At 28.8% G+C, this 14328-nt stretch carries 14 protein-coding genes; 10 read left to right on the top strand and 4 right to left on the bottom strand.

Going from position 1 to position 14328, the window contains the following annotated elements:
- Window positions 1–25: 25 nt before the first annotated feature.
- Genes ACNI28_RS08005 through hemP form a run of 3 tightly spaced genes read right to left on the bottom strand, consistent with a single transcriptional unit; the run spans window position 26 to window position 2920 of the window.
- The gene (locus ACNI28_RS08005; RefSeq protein WP_419763741.1) at window positions 26–613 is read right to left on the bottom strand and encodes a PepSY-associated TM helix domain-containing protein; all 588 of its coding nucleotides are present in this window, start codon (window positions 611–613) and stop codon (window positions 26–28) included.
- 23 nt (window positions 614–636) lie between these two features.
- Complete coding sequence (locus ACNI28_RS08000) at window positions 637–2727, bottom strand: TonB-dependent siderophore receptor (protein WP_419763740.1); 2091 nt, start codon at window positions 2725–2727, stop codon at window positions 637–639.
- Window positions 2728–2785: 58 nt separating this feature from the next.
- Window positions 2786–2920, bottom strand: coding sequence for a hemin uptake protein HemP (gene hemP, locus ACNI28_RS07995; protein WP_419763739.1), 135 nt, complete (start codon window positions 2918–2920; stop codon window positions 2786–2788).
- A 130-nt stretch (window positions 2921–3050) separates the two neighbouring features.
- On the opposite strand from hemP, the gene ACNI28_RS07990 reads away from it, so the two are divergent.
- The 10 genes from ACNI28_RS07990 to ACNI28_RS07945 all read left to right on the top strand — a co-directional run bounded on the left by ACNI28_RS07990 (window position 3051) and on the right by ACNI28_RS07945 (window position 11552).
- Window positions 3051–3737 carry an energy transducer TonB gene (locus ACNI28_RS07990; RefSeq protein WP_419763738.1) on the top strand — a complete coding sequence of 229 codons (687 nt, stop codon included), beginning with the start codon at window positions 3051–3053 and terminating at the stop codon, window positions 3735–3737.
- 5 nt (window positions 3738–3742) lie between these two features.
- The gene (locus ACNI28_RS07985; RefSeq protein WP_419763737.1) at window positions 3743–4252 is read left to right on the top strand and encodes a MotA/TolQ/ExbB proton channel family protein; all 510 of its coding nucleotides are present in this window, start codon (window positions 3743–3745) and stop codon (window positions 4250–4252) included.
- Window positions 4249–4638, top strand: a complete 390-nt coding sequence (locus ACNI28_RS07980) for an ExbD/TolR family protein (RefSeq protein ID WP_419763736.1) — start codon at window positions 4249–4251, stop codon at window positions 4636–4638. Before ACNI28_RS07985 ends, ACNI28_RS07980 begins: the two co-directional genes overlap by 4 nt.
- A gap of 108 nt (window positions 4639–4746) precedes the next feature.
- On the top strand, window positions 4747–4911 hold the full coding sequence (locus ACNI28_RS07975) for a hypothetical protein (protein ID WP_298752203.1): 165 nt from the start codon (window positions 4747–4749) through the stop codon (window positions 4909–4911).
- Window positions 4912–4932: 21 nt separating this feature from the next.
- On the top strand, window positions 4933–6018 hold the full coding sequence (locus ACNI28_RS07970; RefSeq protein ID WP_419763735.1) for an Opr family porin: 1086 nt from the start codon (window positions 4933–4935) through the stop codon (window positions 6016–6018).
- Between the two features lie 12 nt (window positions 6019–6030).
- Window positions 6031–7380, top strand: a complete 1350-nt coding sequence (locus ACNI28_RS07965; protein WP_419763734.1) for an imelysin family protein — start codon at window positions 6031–6033, stop codon at window positions 7378–7380.
- A complete protein-coding gene (locus ACNI28_RS07960; protein WP_419763733.1) occupies window positions 7364–8647 on the top strand; it encodes a di-heme oxidoredictase family protein in 1284 nt (427 codons plus the stop codon). Before ACNI28_RS07965 ends, ACNI28_RS07960 begins: the two co-directional genes overlap by 17 nt.
- Window positions 8647–9534, top strand: coding sequence for an imelysin family protein (locus ACNI28_RS07955; RefSeq protein ID WP_419763732.1), 888 nt, complete (start codon window positions 8647–8649; stop codon window positions 9532–9534). The genes ACNI28_RS07960 and ACNI28_RS07955 overlap by 1 nt, the downstream gene beginning before the upstream one ends.
- Before the next feature lies 1 nt (window position 9535).
- Window positions 9536–10462 (top strand): sterol desaturase family protein, encoded by a 927-nt coding sequence (locus tag ACNI28_RS07950; RefSeq protein ID WP_419763731.1) that lies wholly within the window; start codon window positions 9536–9538, stop codon window positions 10460–10462.
- Window positions 10437–11552, top strand: coding sequence for a cytochrome-c peroxidase (locus ACNI28_RS07945; RefSeq protein WP_419763730.1), 1116 nt, complete (start codon window positions 10437–10439; stop codon window positions 11550–11552). Before ACNI28_RS07950 ends, ACNI28_RS07945 begins: the two co-directional genes overlap by 26 nt.
- Window positions 11553–11556: 4 nt before the next feature.
- Here the strand turns inward: ACNI28_RS07945 and ACNI28_RS07940 are convergent, their stop codons facing one another.
- Window positions 11557–14328, bottom strand: a complete 2772-nt coding sequence (locus ACNI28_RS07940; protein ID WP_419763729.1) for a DEAD/DEAH box helicase — start codon at window positions 14326–14328, stop codon at window positions 11557–11559.

Genomic DNA, 14328 nt, shown 5'->3' with positions numbered 1-14328 from the left:
TTTTTGTAGGTTTATATTTAAAAATTTAAGAAAATGAGAAAAATAAGAAAATTATAACAATAATAATCCCTGTTAACATAAGAGATAAACCTCTTTTTTTAAATCCATACTTACCTTTTACCATTACCATAGCTGATAATGCAAAAAAAGCTAAAACAACACTATAAACCATAGCTAAATAGTACCATGCTCTATTATTTGTTGATAAATGAGAGCTAATAAATATCTGTAAAAATGCGGGATAAGATTTGTAATCTATATTTGTCTCACCAGAGTTTTTATTGTAAATTACATGCATATATTTATAATCAAAATACAAGGTGCTATTTTCTTCTTTTGAAAGAGTTAATCTTTTTATATTTTTCTCAACAACACTTTTTGCTCCAAGATTATAAATATAATCAAATTTTCCACTCTTTGCTTCGTCTATTAACTTCTCTTTAAAATTTTCACTTGAAATGTTTTTTGAGATATTTGTTTGAAAGTTATAATCATATTTAAACCACCCTAAACCTCGCGCAGATAATATAAAGCCCGTAATCGCATATATAAGAGTGATACCTATAAAAAAATAACCAAGATCCCTATGAAGAGACCTTGATATATTACTCAATGACTTCTTTTTTGACATAATATTTAAAATGTTCTTTTAATATTGATTGTTAATTTTCTAGGCTCACCAGAATAAATTCTATTATCAGCTCTTCCTGATTCATAATATTTTTTATCTGCTAAATTTTCTATATTTAAGGAAAAATCCCAATCGTTTATAGAGTAATATGCACCAATATCAACTCTTGTATATGATGGTAATTGTACTCTAGTTGATTCAGATGAACTTGTATAAATTTCATCTCTATATGTTAGTCCAGTAGATAATCCTAATCTACCATCATATATTTTTTGAGGAATATTATATCTTGTAAATAGATATGCAGTTACTTCTGGAGTAAGAGCTTGTGTATTTCCAACAGATTTCCCAGATACATATTCTGCTTTATTATAGGCATACCCTGATTTAAATTGCCAATTAGATGTAGGTAACCATTGAACTTCCAATTCTATACCTTTACTTTCAACCTCACCAGTTAGTTCATAATTTCCACCGGCACTACTTTCAGCTACATTTTCTTTATTTATTTTATATAATGAAATTCCTGTATTAAACTCTTTACTTAGATTAATTTTAGTACCTATTTCATACTGTTTTGATTTTTCAGTATCTAAAGGATTCCCAAAGTCATCGACTCTTTCAGCACTACTAGGGTCATAACTTTGTCCAAAACTACCATATATAGAAAAGATATCATTAATATTATAGATTGTTCCAATTGAACCAACAAAATCTGTTGATGTTTTTGTAGTATTTTCTATGCAAGGTCCTCTTAAACATTCAAAATCAATCTTTGTTTTATCTACTCTTGATGAACCTACAAAAGTAAGTTTATCTGTAATACTTATCTTATCTTGTAAATATACCCCCGAACTAAAATACTCTGTTTTTCTTCTATTTTTTTGAGTATTAACAGAAGTTCCACCATGAACTGGATTATAAATACCTATATTTGGTGTAACATCACCGCCCATAGTAATTCTATCAAAATCAGTTTTTCTGTAAGTTCCAGCTAAACCAAGGGTCAAATTATGTTTCATGTCTGCAATAATAGTATCAAGATTTAAATTTGTATCAAAACTATGCCAATCTCTTTTATTAAACTGATGTCTACTTCTTCTAGTTAATGTAGTATCTGAAACAGTTGCTCCTTGATTAACACTTTTATTCTCAAATAGCTTTCTATCATCGGTATGAAATACACTTCTCCAGTCAAAATTAACAAAAAGGTTATCATCTATAAAGTGGTCCAAGTTAATATCTAATCCTATTCCCTCATCATTGTCAAAATCACCCTCTTCTTGATAAACAATATCTAAATTAGCTGCTGTAGAAATATCATGATTTGCAACAAAAAGTCCATCATCAGCACTACCATCTTCATGTCCATATTCTAGTGCTACTAATAAAGAAGTGTTATCACTTGCATTCCAAAGTATACTTGGATATATATGAATGTTTTCAAAATCTACATTTTCTCTATATGAGTTTAACTTCTCACCAACTGCAATAAACCTATAAAATAGATTTTCTGTAATTGGACCTGTAGTATCTAATGTCGTTGTAACTCCATTATCTTCTCCAAATCCTGAAACCCCATTAGACATGTATGTTTGGAGTGATGTTTCAAAAGTTGTTTTTTGTTTTGATTGAGGACGTTTAGTTACTATATTTACTAATCCTCCAGGTTCCATTAATCCATATAATACAGAGGTAGGACCTTTTACCACTTCTATTCTTTCAACATTTGCTGTTGAAGGTGAACCCATACGACTTATCAATCCAGGCATTCCATTTACTTTGATATTTTCTAAATCTATATCAAAACCACGAATCATTATTGCATCTGCATTTTTACCAACTTTAGTAACTCCAGTCGTATAATCAAATGTATCTTCTATTTTTTGGGCTTGTAAATCCTCAATCAATCTTCCTTTTGTAACAGAAACAGTATAAGGTATTTCTCTATCACTTGATTCAACTTTCATACTAGAAGAACTCTCTTCAAAATATGATTCTTGTGCTCCCTCAACTACTACTGTATTTAATTCTTCTGCACAAAGTGTATTTGCCAGCAAAAGAGCTGCAAGAGATCTTGCAATCTTTATTTTCATGTTTTTCCTTTTGTTTTAGCTGGCTACTTGTTAAAAACTTTGCTTGCTTTATTTAATTTTATTTTGTCAAGATTAATTTATTTGCTTTTGTAATTTTTAAATAATATATTTGCCTATTATGATAAATCTTTATACTTTTTAGATTTTTAAAAAGAGATGTAGAATCAATATTTTTCTTCTCTTCTTCATTCATATTGTGCACCTTTTCGTCTCTAACAAAATTTTGCCCGAATATTAACTTAAGAAATCTTAATTTTAAATAAAAATGATAATCGGTATTAATATTAAGTTGATAATCAGAAATATTCTATTAAACTTCCATCATGGAAAAAAAGAAAAGTTTACTAACCATTTTTATAATTGTTATTTGTACTCACATTTATTTATTTGCACAACTACATATTGAGGAGAAAAAAAATATTGTAGCACCAAAAACTACAAATTCAAATATGCAAATAAAATTAAATAATGTAATACTAAAAAAACAAAAGATTAAAAAAGTTGAAGTTAAAAAGAAAAAAAAGCTTATTAGAAAAAAACTAGCTAAAACAAGAAGTAAAAATATTATCAAACATACTCATAAAAAGAGATTTACAAAAAAAGTTTTAAAGAAAGAAGCACCTAAGAGAACTTTTAAAGAAAAAATCGTTAAACAGAAAATTCAACAAAAAACAAAACAAAAAACAAAAAATGTTGATCTATCTAAAATAGAAGCAATAGAAAATGCCTATTTATTAAAATTGAAAAAAAGAATTGAAAAAAATAAAGTTTATCCCAGTAGTGCAAAAAGGCTAAATCAAACGGGAAAAGTATATTTAAACTTTACTATTTCAAAAAATGGGGCTATAAAAAATATCATCATAAATGAAAAGTCAAAATACAGAAGGCTAAACAAAGCAGCTGTTGAAATTATAAACAAAATAAAACAATTTGAACCAATTCCAGAAGAACTACATAAAAATTCTTGGAATATTACGGTTCCAATTTTATATCAAATTATTAGGAGTTAAAAAAGATGGAAATAGATTTAATGAGTTACATACATAGAGGTGGTTTTATAGTTTATATTCTAATTTTTTTAAATGTTATTGGATTTACAATAATGTTATGGAAATTGCTTGTTATTCTCTCTTCAAGAGTTGGAAAAGAAAAGATTGTACAAGATATATTGGCTTTTGTTAAAACTACAAATAGCACATTTGAAAAAGAATCAGTTCAAAATATTATTAATAGAAGAATAAGAAAACTAGAGTTTGGATTAAATACAATAAAAATAATAGCTTCAGTTGCACCACTATTAGGTCTTTTAGGAACAGTTATTGGGGTTTTAAACTCTTTTGATTCTATTACAAAAAGTGGTTTGGGTGATCCTTCAATATTCTCTAATGGAATTTCAATTGCTCTAATTACAACAGTTGCAGGATTAATTGTGGCGATTCCACATTATATTGGATATAACTATATTGTTGGTATTTTAGATGATATAGAGTTGAAAATTCAAAAAGAGGTTTTAAAAAGAATATGAAAAAAAGAGAGATTTTAACTCCTGATATTACACCTCTTATTGATGTTGTTTTTATCTTGTTGATATTCTTTATCGTATCCTCTGTATTTAAAAAAGATGAGCTTGCCTTAGTTTTAAACTTACCAACATCAAGTGCTAAAGAGATTGAACTAAAACAAAAAGAGATAATTATAGAACTTGACAAAGAAAAATTAGCAATCTACGGAAAAGAGACCACAATTGAACAACTTGATAAAAAAATCAATAATATACAAGACAAACAGAGAAATATTATATTTAGAATAGATAAAGAAGTTACATATAAAAAAGTTGTAAAAGTATTAGACCTTTTACAGAAAAATGGTCTTTTTAACATATCTTTACTCACTGATAAAAAAGAGCCTTAAATAATTTCTAGTATTTTTCTACAATTATGATAATAATTCTCATATTTATTAATATTTAAGTTTTCTTCCTGTAAGATTCTGAGAATTATTATCATAAAGGATTAATTTATGTCTGATTTACTTTTAAAAAGAGAAATTAGAAAAATGGTTAGAGAATCTGGATTTGAGAAAAATTCAAAAATGGTATGTTCTATATTAAAAGTTTTAAACATGAAACATAAAAATATAGATACAAACAAGGCACATAAAATTGCAAGCGAAGTGCTTGCGTAAACTAAATTTAGGAGAAGAAGAATGAAAAAAATAAGTATAGTAGTATCATTATTGCTATTAGGAAGTTCTGTTGCATTAGCAGATTCAGGAACAGTAAAAGAAGCATTTGCAAATGGTAAGGCTTCAGGTGATATTACAGTTTATAGTGAGAGTAAAGATTTAGCAGTTGGAACTGATTCAGGTTTTACTGCAGGTTCAATTGGTTTATCTTATGAAACTGATTCAGTAAAAGGTTTTAGTGCAAAAGTTGGTTTTAGAGGTAATACTGAAATAACAGAAAAAAATGATGGAAATTATAAGGCAGCTATGGTAAATAGCTCTGCATTAACAGAAGCAAACATTAAATATACATATGACAAAGCTACTATTATCGCTGGTCGTCAAGAGATTGGATTAGAGTGGTTAGGTGATTACAATGATGCAATTGTTGCTGTATTAGATTATATTCCTAATACTTCAGTAGTTATGGGTTACACAAATAGACAAGCTGAAATTGATTTAGATACAAATAATAGTTTTACTGAAACAACTAAAGATGGTGCATATGTAGTTGATGCAAAATTTACTGGTCTTGATAATATTGAATTAAATCCATATTATTATTCTGCTCCTAAAGTAGCTGACTTTTATGGTTTTAAAGCTTCTTATGATGTAGATATGTTTGGACTAACTGCTCATTATGCAGCTTCAAATGAAGATGTTGCTACTACTAAAGATGGAGATATTTATAATCTTGAAGGAAGACTAAATATATCAGATATTTCATTTGCTCTTGGATATGTTGCAACTGACAAAGATGGTGGTGTTGGAAGTATTTCTGCTTGGGGTGATAGTATAAATCCTATGGATGATGGAACAAATATATATGGAACAGATGCTAAAACTACTTATGCTTCTATTGGATATACAATTAGTTCTTTAGGATTAAGTGCACTTTATAGTGATACAGATTATGGAACTAATTCTGATACTGATGAGTTAAACCTAATTGCTAATTATAGTTTCACTGATGAGTTATCTGCAAACATTACTTATGTTGATTATGATGATACTGCTACTGCTAATGACTATGACAAAGTTTTTGCTAGCGTTACTTATGCGTTTTAAGAAAGGAATTTTATGAATTATACAAAAAAACTATTACTAGGTGCATCTGTTGTTACTGCACTTGCACTAAGTGGTTGTGTTATGGACACAACAAGTACTTCAAAACAAGAGATGAGTAAATCAAATACAATATTAGAAGCATATTCTAATATTGCACTTGACAGTTATGCAAGCGCACTTACTGATGCAAAAGACTTAGAAAAATCAATTGCACAATTTGCTTCAAACCCAAATGAAACAACTTTTGCAAATGCAAAGAATGCTTGGTTAGTCTCTAGAGACTCATATGGTAAAACTGAAGCATTTAGATTAGCAAATGGTCCAATTGATGCTGAAGATGGCTGGGTTGCAGATGCTTATGGTTCACTTGAAGGTCAAATAAATGCTTGGCCACTAGATGAAAATATGATTGATTATACAATTGATGCCAATGGAGCTAAAACATCTGGGAATATTATTGATACTTCTGGAAAATTTAACCCAGGTGGAGAAGATGCAAAAGTTGTTGATGTTACAACTATTACAGCAGATGCAATTTCTGCTTTAAATGAAAATGGTGGTGATGCAAATGTAGCTAGTGGATACCATGCAGTTGAGTTTTTATTATGGGGACAAGATCAAGATTATTCTAACTTCTTAAAAGATTCAATTACAAATGGAGCTTTAACAGCAGGGCAGAGACCATTAAGTGATTTTACAAGTGAAGTAAATGCACCAAGAAGATTAGCATATTTAAAAGCTGCATCTACAAAAATTGTAAGTGATTTAGAGATAGTAACTTCTGCTTGGGAAAAAGGTATTAAAGGAACACAAGGATTATATAGTGCTGCTTTATTAGGTAAATTATCAGCAGATAAAGCTTCAAAAAATATTACACAAAATGAAGCACTTAAACAAATTATTTCAGGTCTTGGGGTATTTATAAAATCTGAACTTGCAAATGAAAGAATTGCAGTTGCCGTTTTAACACCATCTGAAGAAGATGAACACTCTTGTTTCTCTGATAATACACATAGAGATATAGCTATGAATTATCAAGGTTTCAAAAATATTTTAACTTCTACATATGATGGAAAGAATTATGGTCCGGCTCTATTAGATAAGGTTGATGGTGACTCAAAAGCAAAGATTGAAAAACTTATGAATTCAATTGAAGAAAAAATAGCTTTAATAGACCAAACAGCAAAAACAAAAGAGCATTTTGATTATCAAATCAAGCCATCAAGTCCTATGTCAAAAGTTATTGTAAAACTTAAAAATGAGATGAGAAAACTTGGTGATATGATGGTACCAGTTGCAAACGCAAATGGTATAAGTCTTACAGAAGATGACGTAACTGACGCCGATGAAACAAAAATCTAGTCTTATACTTTTAATCTTACTCTTTGTAACAAATCTATATTCATCAAATAAGATGAATGATGAAGAGTATGATAAATTTATATTAGGCAGAAGCTTTTTTACTATTCCTTGGGTTGAAGCACCTAGTGCAACAACTGCAAGGGATGGCTTAGGCCCACTGTTTAATGCAAATACCTGTATTGGCTGTCACCCTAATCTTGGTAGGGGAACTTTATATAATACATCAAATAATGCCTCAAAATCTCTTATTCCTAAACTATCAATTAAATCAAATAATACAAACTTACACAAAGGTATATTAGCCCATGAAGGTTCAATTGCCAACCCAATTTATGGAGGACAGATTGCAATAAGTAGCATAAACAATGTTCCCTATGAAGCAAAAGTTAATATTGATTTTAAAAAAATCAAACTCTTATTTGATGAAGAAGAACACTTTATTTATAAACCAAAATATTCTTTAATCAATCTAAATTATGGAGAACTTCATAAAGATACAAACATCACATATAGACTAGCTCCCACACTATATGGTCTTGGCTTAATATCTCAAGTTGATGAAAATGAAATTCTTAAAAATGTTGATGAATATGATGTAAACCACGATGGAATAAGCGGAAAAGCAAATTTTGTTTACTCTAAAATCACTCAAAAAAAAGAGCTAGGAAGATATACATATAAAGCAAGTGTTGCCTTTTTAAAAGAGCAAGTTGCAAATGCAGCTTTTAATGATATGGGATTATCAAGCTCTATACATCAAGGTGAGAATTGTACCTCTTTTCAAAAAGAGTGTAATGATGCTCCAAAATCTAAAGATGCACTAGACATAACTGATGAAAGATTAGATGCAATAACTTTTTACTTAGAAAATCTTCCAAGTTATGACCCTACAAAAGGCAAACTTTATGAAAAAGGTATAGCTGTTTTTTCTAAAGCTTCTTGTACCTCTTGTCATATACCATCTTTGAAAAATAAATCAGGAGAAGAAATATATACTTTTTCGGATCTATTATTACATGATATGGGAGAAGGTTTAAGTGATGGAAGAAGTGAATTTATGGCCCTTGAAAGTGAATTTAGGACTGCTCCATTGTGGGGATTTAAAACAGAAAAAAAGGAGTATAGACTTCTACATGATGGTAGAGCTAAAACCTTTGAAGAGGCAATTCTCTGGCATGGTGGAGAAGCTAACAGTGCCAAGGAGAGTTATATAGCTTTAAATAAAAAAGATAAAAAACTCTTATTAGAGTTTTTAAAAGGATTATAATGAAAAAAATCATTTTACTAGTTGCTTTTAGTTTTATGACACTATTTGCAAAAGAGACTCTATTGGACTCTATACTAAAAAATGTCTCAATTGTAAATGTAAATAACACAATTGAAAATGCCAAAAATCTACAAAAAGATTACAATGCAGAAAACTTTAAAAACTTTATTATCTCATGGAAGAAAGTTGAAGCATTTTATTTTGCAGGAGATATAAACGAAGACTATCTTGATACTCCAAGATATATTGATGTTTTTCATAATTTAAAAGAGAATTTAAATGAACAAATGCAGCGAGTTATAAACTCAAATGATAAGCCTCAAATAGCGCTTTTTAAACACTCATTTAAAACAGTAAATGCCTTAGAGTATGTTTTATTTAATGACAAGACACTCACAAAAAGAGAAAAAGAGTTGGCAGATGAAATCACAAGTACTATTATCTCTAATTTGGAAGATATAAAAAGTGCTTATGAAGAGTATTTAAGCCGTGATAAAAAAGATCTACAATGGGAAAATGGCTTGGTTATGAATGCTCTTATCTCTAGTACGTATAAATTAAAAGAGTGGAGAATAAATGTACCTAAAAAAGAGCAAGAGTATATTTTAAGCAATAACACTTATTTTGCAATTGCGGCTATATTAGAAGCAAACAAAGAGATAATTGGAGATAAAAGTTATAAAAACTTTGCAAATATGGCAAAAAACAGTGGTGCAAAAAAAGAGACTTTAGAAGCACAAACTTTGTTAAACAACGCAATTAAATCTTTGCAGAGCAATCCAAAAGATTTATATAATGCTGTAAATAAACTTCATGTTTCTTACTTCTTATCTTTAATTGAACAATTAAGTATCACAGCAAAAATATTAGACGCTGATGGAGACTAATTTGAACGATTTGATGGTATTTGAATATTTTATAAATCCAAATAAAAGAGTCTTTTGGATTTATATTATTTCATCTATATTTTTAGCATTTATATATTTTTTATATACTAAAAAAAGTCATAGGGCTATATTTTCTTCAAAGCTATGGTTACACCCAAGTGCAAAACTTGACTATAGCTACTTTTTTTTAGGATATATGATAAATGCATTTTTACTAATACCATTAATAATTAGTGCAAAAACTATAGCTTATAGCATAACTAAGTTTTTGTATTTACACTTTGGAATGATTGAAAATAGTATCTTTTCATATAAAGAGATTTTGTTTTTATATACTTTATCACTTTTTATTTTTAGTGATTTTACAAGATATATTTTACATAGAGTTTTGCATGAAGTTCCTTTTTTGTGGGAGTTTCACAAGGTACATCATAGTGCAAAAGTTCTAAATCCACTCACCTTTTATAGAGTACATCCTGTGGAAAATATACTATTTGGACTAAGATATAGCCTAAGTGTTGGTTTTATAACAGGGATATTTTTGTACTTTTTTGGTGCAATGATTGATATATATATGATTTTTGGTGCAAATATTTTTATAGTTGTTTTTTCTATACTTGGGTCAAACTTACGGCATAGCCATATTCCCTTTTCCTATGGGAAATATTTAGAAAAAATATTTATCTCACCAAAACAACATCAAATACACCATAGTAAAAAACATTTTGATAAAAACTATGGTGGATACTTAGCAGTATGGGATTATCTATTTGGAAGTTTAAAACTTTCAAAAGATGTAAAAGTTTTAAAGTTTGGACTAAAAAAAGAACAAATGAAAGAGTATAAAACTATTTTATCTCTTTTGATTTTTCCTTTCAAAAACTTATTTAATAGGAGACAATATGACAAAAATAATTATGATAGCTAGTTTACTTTTTGTAAACATCTATGCAAACCAGTTAACACAAGAACAGATTCTAGGGAAAACTCTATTTTTTGATAAAAACTTATCACATAATAGAACACAAGCCTGTGCCACATGCCACAATCCTGACAGTGGATTTGCTGATGATAGGGATAATGGTGTAGCAAAAATGGCATCTATGGGAGATAATGGTACTTCCATTGGAGATAGAAGTGCACCAACGGCATCTTATGCAAAGTTTTCACCACTATTTCATTATGACAAAGATAAAAAAGCCTATGTTGGTGGGCAGTTTTGGGATGGAAGAGCTAGCACACTAGAAGACCAAGCAGGAGGACCGCCTTTAAATCCAGATGAAATGGGAATGATGGGGAAAAAAGAAGTTATGAATAGACTTTTAGAAAATCCATATTATGTAAGTACTTTTAAAAAATTATATGGGGAAGAAATTTTTAATAATCCAACAAAAGCCTTTGAAGCCCTAACAAAATCTATTGCAAGTTTTGAAAGAAGTGATGAAGTTTCACCATTTGATTCTAAGTATGATAGATTTTTAAAAGATGAGTATGACTTGAGTGCTTTAGAAGACTTAGGTAAAGCACTATTTTTCTCAAACAACAATAACTCTTGTTCATCTTGCCATGTTTTAAAGGGTGAAGATAAAAAGGGTGAAACATTTACAAATTATCAGTACCATAATATTGGGACACCTATAAATGAAAACTTAAGAGCAAAAAATGGTGCAAAGAAACTTGATGATGGATTATTGGCAAATCCTGCTGTAACAGACATGGCACAAAGAGGAAAATACAAAGTTCCAACACTAAGAAATGTAGCAGTTACTGCTCCATATATGCATAATGGTGTTTTTAGTGATTTAAAAACTGTTGTTGAGTTTTATGATAAATACAATAATCCCCAACGTACTATAAATCCTGAGACTGGTGAAAAATGGGCTGAACCTGAGATAGCTGAAACTATTTCAAAAGAAGAGTTAAAAGCTAAAAAGCTCACAGATAGAAAAGTTGAAGCACTTGTAGCTTTTATGAAACTTCTTACTGATAAAAAATATGAACATTTAATTAAAGAGTAATCTTTTAGGGAAGCTTTGTGAACTCTTCATAAAGCTCATCCCCAACTCCTTTTTCAAGTTCTAGGATGATATTTATAGGTTTATTACCTTCATATGATTTACTATTACAAAGTCCAAGATAAATAAAAGGCTGAACCTTCTTATCTTCATGGGAAATCTTTCTTACAAATAGATGTAGTCTTGTTTTGTATTTGATATTTTGAGCAAGTCTTAATCCATCACTTTTATCACTACTCATATTTGGTTTACTAACATAAGTGATTAAATTTTTATCTAAGAAGTTGTTTTTATATTTTGATGACTTTGATATCTTATCTTTTTGCAGAGTTATAAATAAAAAGAACTCATCTTTATGCTTTAAAAAACCACTTCCCCTAAAAGAAGTATGGATTTTATCAAGATTACACATCAAGGCGATATTTAGCATATTGTATCTCTCATATAGTTTTAAAAATGGTAAGCCATAATTTGTATCTTTGAAAGTTCGTTTGTAAGTTATGATTCCATAGTTTAAACTATGTTCTATAAAAATTTTAGCTGCATTATTTTCTAATATCTTTTCAAACTCCTTTGCAATAAAAAGTTTGTTATCTTTTAAATCTACAAGTTTTAAGTATCTTTGCACTTGTAACTTATCAAAGAACTCTTGATTTAGATACTTAAAAGAGTGTTTAATAGTATCTTTACATACAAAATCTAACTCTTTATTTAGTAGATTGTAAATCTGCTTTTCATCACAAGAAATATGAGTCAATAAATACTTTATTATCTCAAATTCATACACTCTTTTTATAGGTAATAAAAACTCACAAAATCTTATTGCTTTTATAAAGTTCTCATCTTGGCATAAAGTTTTAAATTCATCTTTATCTTCTACTTTTTGTAAAAACTCTATATAAGACTTTGACTCTGATATAAAATCAAGTGGTGATATATGGTCACTAAAAGCAATATAATCTTCAAGCATAGGAATTTTATTTAAAAGTAAAGTTTTAAATTCATAATACTTTTGTTTTAAATACCTCATCGAGTAGAAGTTTTCTTTTTCTATTTGCTCTAAAACTCTTTTTTTAGATATCTCATCCATACTAATAAAAGCATGAGCAATATTTGCAAAATCATTTGAAAGGGCAATTTTAAGACTCTCTTTATCTATAATCTTATCACCAAGTAATCCAAAGGCTACCATATAAGCTCTGTTATGATTACCAATAAAATCTAAAATCGTCACAAACTCTTTGTTTTTATGTTTTCTCAAACCCCTACCTAACTGTTGCACAAAAACTATTGAAGAGTTTGTTGGTCTTAAAAAAAGTACACTATTGATTGAGGGGATATCAATACCTTCATTAAAAATGTCAACACTACAAATCACTTCCAAATCATGATTATCATCTTCTAGGTTTTTTATATATTTTTCTCTTTTTTCTATGGAGTCACCACTTGTTAAAGCAAGAGATTTTATACCTTTCTTACTAAACTCTTCAGCCATAAAGTTTGCATGCTCTTTTGAAGCACAAAAAGCTAAAGCTTTTCTCTTTTTACCATCAAAGGAATAAAAGTCCATCTTCTCAATAATATAATCAACCCTTTTATTAACCATCAAGGCTTTGGATAGCTGTGATATATTTAAAATATCAATATTTTCATAATCAATTGATTCAATATCGCATATTCCATAATAATGAAAAGGTGAGATTAAACTATGCTCCAAAGCATCATTAAGTCTTATATCACAAGCAATATTTTCATCAAAGACTTCATAAACATTACCTTCATCACTTCTATTTGGAGTAGCTGTTAATCCAAGTAAAAACTTTGGATTAAAATAAGAACAAACCTTTTCATAACTTGGACTTGTGATATGGTGGGCTTCATCAACTATAATATAATCAAACTCGTCTCTTAAAAAGTTTTCATAATTGGAACTGATGGTTTGAATAGTTGTAAAGATGTATTCACAATCGAGCTCTTTTTTATTTCCAGTATATAAACCCATAGTTTTACTTGGAATTATTTTTTGAAAACTATCTTTTGCTTTTATAAGGATATTTTCCCTATGTACTATAAAAAGAACTCTCTTAGCTTCATATGCTTTTACATCAAAAGCTGCTAGATATGTTTTCCCTGTTCCTGTTGCTGCAAGAGCTAAAGCCTTGGTTTGTTGTTTATCTCTTAGATGTTGTAAGTTTTTTATTGCTTCTTCTTGCATACTATTTAGTGTAAAACTACTTTTATAGGAAAACTCTTTTATTATATTTTTTTCATAAAAACGTTCATACTCACTTATAAAGGAATCATTTACTTCAAAACTTTGTTTAAATAAAAACTCAAACTCATTTAATATCTCACTTGTAAAAACATCATCTTTTTTTGAGATAGTTTTTATGTTCCATTCCACACTGCTTTTAAAAGCACTTGCTGTTATATTTGAAGAACCAAGTAATATCTTATAATCATCTTCAAACTCAAAGATATATGCTTTTGTATGAAATCCTTTTTGGTGATGATTTGTATCATAGATTCTTAACTCTATATTTTCATATTCAAGTAATTTTTCTAAAGCTTTTGGTTGAGTAAAGTTTAAATATGTGGAAGTGAGGATTTTACCTTTTATTTGATTTTTTTGGCAAAATTCCAAACTATCAAGTAAAAGTTGAACGCCTGAGAAGTTTATAAAAGCTACTGAAAAATAGTAACTTTTACATGTTCTTAAAAGTTTTGTTAAATGGGTATAAAAATTACTATTAGACCCATTTATAATAAGAGTGTTCAC

The organism is Arcobacter denitrificans (SeqCode) (genome assembly GCF_048571185.1).
Classification (GTDB): domain Bacteria; phylum Campylobacterota; class Campylobacteria; order Campylobacterales; family Arcobacteraceae; genus Arcobacter; species Arcobacter denitrificans.
This window is presented reverse-complemented; position numbering and strand designations above follow the sequence as displayed.

Coding starts and splice junctions, on each gene's coding strand:
- ACNI28_RS08000 (WP_419763740.1), bottom strand. CDS start 2,727: ATGAAAATAAAGATTGCAAGATCTCTTGCAGCTCTTTTGCTGGCAAAT.
- hemP (WP_419763739.1), bottom strand. CDS start 2,920: ATGAATGAAGAAGAGAAGAAAAATATTGATTCTACATCTCTTTTTAAA.
- ACNI28_RS07990 (WP_419763738.1), top strand. CDS start 3,051: ATGGAAAAAAAGAAAAGTTTACTAACCATTTTTATAATTGTTATTTGT.
- ACNI28_RS07985 (WP_419763737.1), top strand. CDS start 3,743: ATGGAAATAGATTTAATGAGTTACATACATAGAGGTGGTTTTATAGTT.
- ACNI28_RS07980 (WP_419763736.1), top strand. CDS start 4,249: ATGAAAAAAAGAGAGATTTTAACTCCTGATATTACACCTCTTATTGAT.
- ACNI28_RS07975 (WP_298752203.1), top strand. CDS start 4,747: ATGTCTGATTTACTTTTAAAAAGAGAAATTAGAAAAATGGTTAGAGAA.
- ACNI28_RS07970 (WP_419763735.1), top strand. CDS start 4,933: ATGAAAAAAATAAGTATAGTAGTATCATTATTGCTATTAGGAAGTTCT.
- ACNI28_RS07965 (WP_419763734.1), top strand. CDS start 6,031: ATGAATTATACAAAAAAACTATTACTAGGTGCATCTGTTGTTACTGCA.
- ACNI28_RS07960 (WP_419763733.1), top strand. CDS start 7,364: ATGAAACAAAAATCTAGTCTTATACTTTTAATCTTACTCTTTGTAACA.
- ACNI28_RS07955 (WP_419763732.1), top strand. CDS start 8,647: ATGAAAAAAATCATTTTACTAGTTGCTTTTAGTTTTATGACACTATTT.
- ACNI28_RS07945 (WP_419763730.1), top strand. CDS start 10,437: ATGACAAAAATAATTATGATAGCTAGTTTACTTTTTGTAAACATCTAT.